We start from the raw sequence: 4,689 nt of genomic DNA on the forward strand, positions 1-4,689 counted from the left end.
ACGTGCGCGGGCCAGCGCGACTCCACGAACGCGGTCAGCTCCCCCGCCGCCGCGATCCTCCGGACCGCCGCGAGGTCACCGTCGAGTTCCACCACCACCACGTCCCACACTCCCGCGGCGGCCGCCCGCCGGGCGTACTCCCATCCCAGGACAGCGGCGAGGGGCGCGTCCCCTCCGGCGGCCAGCGCCGCGAGCACGTCGTCGTCCGGATCCACCGCACCGGACCTGTACGACTCGAGTCTCGCGGTGGCGTCGTCGACGCGGACCTCCACGGGCCCCTCGTCGGTCGTGTCCAGCCGCGGATCCACCGCACCGGGGTCCCCGGTCAGGATGAGAGCCGTTCCGCCCGCGTCGAGCAGGAACTGCGCGGTCACCTCCGACCTGGCCGGGGGGTCGCCCCCCATGACGATCGCGACCCTGGCGCCGGTCACCGCGACTCGGCCCGGCGCTTGAGTTCACGCAGGGCCTCGGAGAGGATCCGCCGTTCGGCCCGGTCGCGGAGCCGGCCGATCACCGGCACCACGAGTTCTATCTCCAGCTCGTAGTCGACCCTGGTGCCGCCCTCGACCGGTTCGAGGCGATAGGAGCCCTTCTGCGCACGTTGCAGCGCCGAGCTCTCCAGCCTCCACTCGACGACCCTGTGGTCCGCCGACCAGGAGTAGGCGAGGACGTAGTCGTCGACGATCGCGCCCGCCTCCAGGGCGAACCGGACCCGGTCCGGACGACCGTCCGCGCCGACGGACAGGACCTCGGCGACCCGGATCGACGTGGACCATTCGGGATACGAGTCGAAGTCCGAGATGACGGCCATCACGTCCTCGACCGTCGCGTCGATCACGGTGGAGTCGCTGGTCGGCCACACCTCGGGGGCGCCGTTGTCCTCGCTCATATCCCCCAGCTTCACATATCTTCGGCCGGGATGCGCCCTGGCGACCGGCGCCCGGGCACACGGGTGACGTGGATGCCGTCCGGCCCCGGGGATAGTGTGTCCTCACTGCGATTAGACCATCGATCGTCTCCACCAGGAGGACCCTTTGCGCGAATACGTCGCCGCCCCCGCCACTTTCACCGTCCCCGACGACTGGTCCTGCGCCCAGGCGGCCTACGACCGCGCGGAGCGGACGCCGGACAACGTGGCGTTCCAGCGGCCGGTCGACGGTCGGTGGACGGATGTCACCAACCGGGAGTTCGCCGAGACGGTCCGCGTGGTGGGTCGGGGTCTCGTCGCCCGAGGCGTCCAGGCCGGGGACAGGGTCGCCCTCCTGTGCTCGACCCGATACGAGTGGAACGTGATCGACTTCGCGATCTGGGCCGCCGGCGCGGTCACGGTGCCCGTCTACGACAGTTCCTCGGCCGAGCAGATCCGGTGGATCATGGAGGATTCGGGCGCCCGGCTCGCCATCGTCGAGAAGGAGACCCACGCCGCCACCACCCGCGAGGGGATCAGCGGGCTGGAGGCGGCCCCCGATGTCCTCGTGATCGAAGGAGACACCCCCGCGTTGGACGCCCTCGCCGCGGGTGCGACCGAGGTGCCCGACGCGGTACTCGACGAACGGCGCGCCGGGGTGACCGCCGACTCCCCCGCGACGTTGATCTACACCTCGGGCACCACCGGACGCCCCAAGGGGTGCATGCTCACCCACCGCAACTTCATGTCCGAGGCCCTCGCGGTCCTCGAGACGCCGTTGAACCAGTACCTCCGCCAGGACGCGACCACCGTCATGTTCCTGCCCCTGGCCCACGTGCTGGCCCGCGCCATCACCTACGCCGGGTTCCACGCGGGTGTCCGCATCGCCCACTCGTCGGACCTGACCAATCTCGTGGACACGTTCTCCGAGATGCAGCCCCACTACATCCTGGCCGTCCCGCGCGTGTTCCAGAAGGTCTTCAACAAGGCCCAGGCCACCGCCCAGGACGGCGGCACCGTCAAGGCCTGGATGTTCGACAAGGCCACCGACACTGCGGTCGCGTACTCCAAGGCCAACCGCAGTGGACGCGTCGGGCCGCTGCTCAGGCTTCGCCACGCCCTGTTCGCCAAGCTCGTCTACGCCAAGCTCGTCGCGGCGCTCGGCGGCCGCTGTGAGATCGCCATCTCGGGTGGGGCGCCCCTCGGTGAGCGCCTGACGCACTTCTTCGACGGCATCGGTGTCAACATCTTCGAGGGATACGGCCTCACCGAGACGTGCGCCGCGATCGCGGTCAACACCCCCGGTCAGATGCGTATCGGCACCGTCGGCCAGCCGCTGCCCGGGTGTGCGGTCCGGATCGCACCTGACGGTGAGGTCGAGGTGAGCGGCCCGGTGGTGACCTCCGGCTACTGGCGTAACGAGCGCGCCACCGCCGAGGCGTTCTCCGACGGGTGGTTCAGGACCGGGGACCTCGGGTCCCTGGACGAGGACGGCTACCTGACCATCACCGGTCGCAAGAAGGAGATCATCGTCACCGCCGGGGGCAAGAACGTCGCCCCGAGCCAGCTCGAGGACGCGCTCCGGGCCGACCCGCTCGTGGCCGAGGCGGTGTGCGTGGGCGACGGCAAGCCGTTCATCTCGGTGCTGCTCACCCTCGACCCGGAGGCACTGGAGCGGTGGAAGGCCCACCACGGTAAGACCGGCTCGCTGTACGAGCTGCTCCGGGACGCGGACATGATCGAGCATCTCGACCAGGCGCTGTCCCGGGCCAACCGGACCGTCTCCCACTCCGAGGCGATCAAAAAGTACCACGTGCTACCCGACCAGTTCACCGAGGAGACCGGGGAGCTCACCGCCTCGCTCAAGGTCAAGCGGAACGTGGTGCACCAGAAGTTCGCGGCCCAGATCGAGGACCTCTACGCCTGACCCACGGCCGGGTCGGGGTTCGAGCCGGGGCTAGTCGCCGGAGAGCACCCGCCGCATGTCGCGTGCCAGGTCCTCCCAGCGCCACGACCCGAGAACCCAGGAGCGTCCGCGGACGCCCATCGCGGAGGCGCGTGGCCGGTCCGAGAGCAGACCGGCCACGGCCTCGACGATCTCGCCGTCCGAGGTCCCGTCCACCACGAGACCGGTGCTCCCGTCCACGACGGTCTCCGGAGCACCACCACTCCGGCCGGCCACCACGGGGACACCGCAGGCGGACGCCTCCAGGTACACGATCCCCAGACCCTCCACGTCGAGTCCCCCGCCCCGGGTGCGGCACGGCATGGCGAACACGTCCGCCATCCGGTGGTGGTCGACGATCTCGTCCGCCGGGATCCGACCGGTGAAGATCACCCGGTCGGACACCCCGTGCCTGCGGGCCAGACCCTCGAGCGTGCGCCGGTACGGACCACCCCCGACGACGACGAGGACCGCTCCCGGAACGCGGCGGGCGATCTCGGGCAGCGAGCGGATGAGCGCGTCCTGACCCTTGCGCGGGACGAGTCGTGAGAGACACACGATCACCTCCCGGTCCGCCACCCCGTAGCGCTCCCGGATCGCCCTACGCCGCACGGGATCGGGACGGAACCTGGCCGTGTCGACCCCTCCGGGCTGGTGCACCAGTCGGGCGTGTGGGCCGAACGCCGCCGCGAAGCGACGTCGCGTGTAGTCACTCACGTAGGTGACGGCGTCGGTGGACTCCCCGATCAGCCTGAGCACCTGCCGCGAGCCCGGCAACATCGACCACCCCACCTCGTGGCCGTGGGTGCTGGCGACGATCCGCTCGACGGGCCCCTGCCGGAGCACGGGCGCCATCGCGGCCAGCGGCGCGGCAGCACCGAACCACACCGTGCTCGCCCCGAAGTCCGAGGCGAGCCTCCGCGCACGGGCCGCGAGCTCCGGCGTGGGCAGCAGCATCTCCGTCGGCACCCTCTCGACCAGGTAGGGACGGGAGTCGTCGTAGTCGGTCGAGTCGCTGCCCCGGAACGTCGAGGCGAGGACCGCCACGTCCTCGGGATCGAGATACGCCAGATAGGTCTCCAGATACGACTGGATGCCGCCGGGTCGCGGCGGGTAGTCGTTGGTGATCAGCAGGGTCTTCGTCATCACGTCCGAGACTGCCACAGTGTCCGGGGAGGCCCCGCCCGGAGTCCCCGCGTCAGTACCGACGGATCCCGCTGATCGGCATCGCGTCGACCTTCTCGAGTTTGACGGGGACCCCGTAGGTCGGCGCGTGCAGCACCAGTCCGTCGCCGGCGTACATGCCGACGTGGGTCGCCCCCGGGTAGTAGATGACGAGGTCGCCCGGTTGGATGTCGGCCATCGCGACGGGTGCGCCCGACACCGCCTGCGCCTGACTCGACCGCGGTAGCGTCTTCCCCTCCTGCGCGTACGCCCACACCATGAGACCCGAGCAGTCGAACTCCTCCGCGCCGGTCGCCCCCCAGGAGTACGGGGCACCGAGCCGGGTGAGAGCTACGTTCAGCGCCGCGGTGTTGACACCGTCGACAGCCGGGGCGACGTAACCGGGCGGGACCAGGGGGCCGCCGGCCCAGACTGCACGCTGCGCGTCCGAGAGGGCGTCGACACGACGTCTCACCTCATCGATCCGCACCCGCATCTCCTCCGAGCGCCGGTCGAGCTCATCCGCCCGACCCTGTGCGTCCCGGGCCGAGGCCCGCGCGATCTCCGATGCCACGTCCGCGTCCCTGCGGAGGCGGGCGGCCTCAGCCGAGGCGGCACGCGAGGCGTCCAGGGCGCTGGTGGTGGTGCCGGACAGCCGCTGCAGCGTTCCGAG

The 4,689-nt window shown here is 70.8% G+C and carries 4 protein-coding genes and 1 pseudogene; 1 reads left to right on the forward strand and 4 read right to left on the reverse strand.

The genetic code is table 11. The features are described 5' to 3' along the window. A pseudogene (locus tag G6020_RS01070) lies at window positions 1-374 on the reverse strand (hypothetical protein); the annotation flags it as partial. Between the two features lie 53 nt (window positions 375-427). Beyond that, entirely contained in the window at window positions 428-889 is a 462-nt protein-coding gene (locus G6020_RS01075) for an SRPBCC family protein (RefSeq protein ID WP_182609375.1), read from the reverse strand. Window positions 890-1,034: 145 nt separating this feature from the next. On the opposite strand from G6020_RS01075, the gene G6020_RS01080 reads away from it, so the two are divergent. Next, window positions 1,035-2,834, forward strand: coding sequence for a long-chain fatty acid--CoA ligase (locus G6020_RS01080; protein ID WP_179525042.1), 1,800 nt, complete (start codon window positions 1,035-1,037; stop codon window positions 2,832-2,834). Window positions 2,835-2,864: 30 nt separating this feature from the next. Here G6020_RS01080 and G6020_RS01085 read toward each other — a convergent pair whose 3' ends face one another. Together G6020_RS01085 and G6020_RS01090 are read right to left on the reverse strand one after the other, a co-directional pair. Continuing rightward, on the reverse strand, window positions 2,865-3,998 hold the full coding sequence (locus tag G6020_RS01085) for a glycosyltransferase family 4 protein (RefSeq protein ID WP_182609376.1): 1,134 nt from the start codon (window positions 3,996-3,998) through the stop codon (window positions 2,865-2,867). A gap of 52 nt (window positions 3,999-4,050) precedes the next feature. Further along, a partial coding sequence (locus G6020_RS01090; protein ID WP_182609377.1) for an NlpC/P60 family protein occupies window positions 4,051-4,689 on the reverse strand: 639 nt, incomplete at its 5' end.

This window comes from Dietzia sp. B19, from assembly GCF_014145155.1.
Taxonomy (GTDB): domain Bacteria; phylum Actinomycetota; class Actinomycetes; order Mycobacteriales; family Mycobacteriaceae; genus Dietzia; species Dietzia natronolimnaea.

Excerpts from the sequence above, each read along its gene's own strand:
- G6020_RS01075 (WP_182609375.1), bottom strand. The coding sequence starts at position 889 with ATGAGCGAGGACAACGGCGCCCCCGAGGTGTGGCCGACCAGCGACTCC.
- G6020_RS01085 (WP_182609376.1), bottom strand. The coding sequence starts at position 3,998 with ATGACGAAGACCCTGCTGATCACCAACGACTACCCGCCGCGACCCGGC.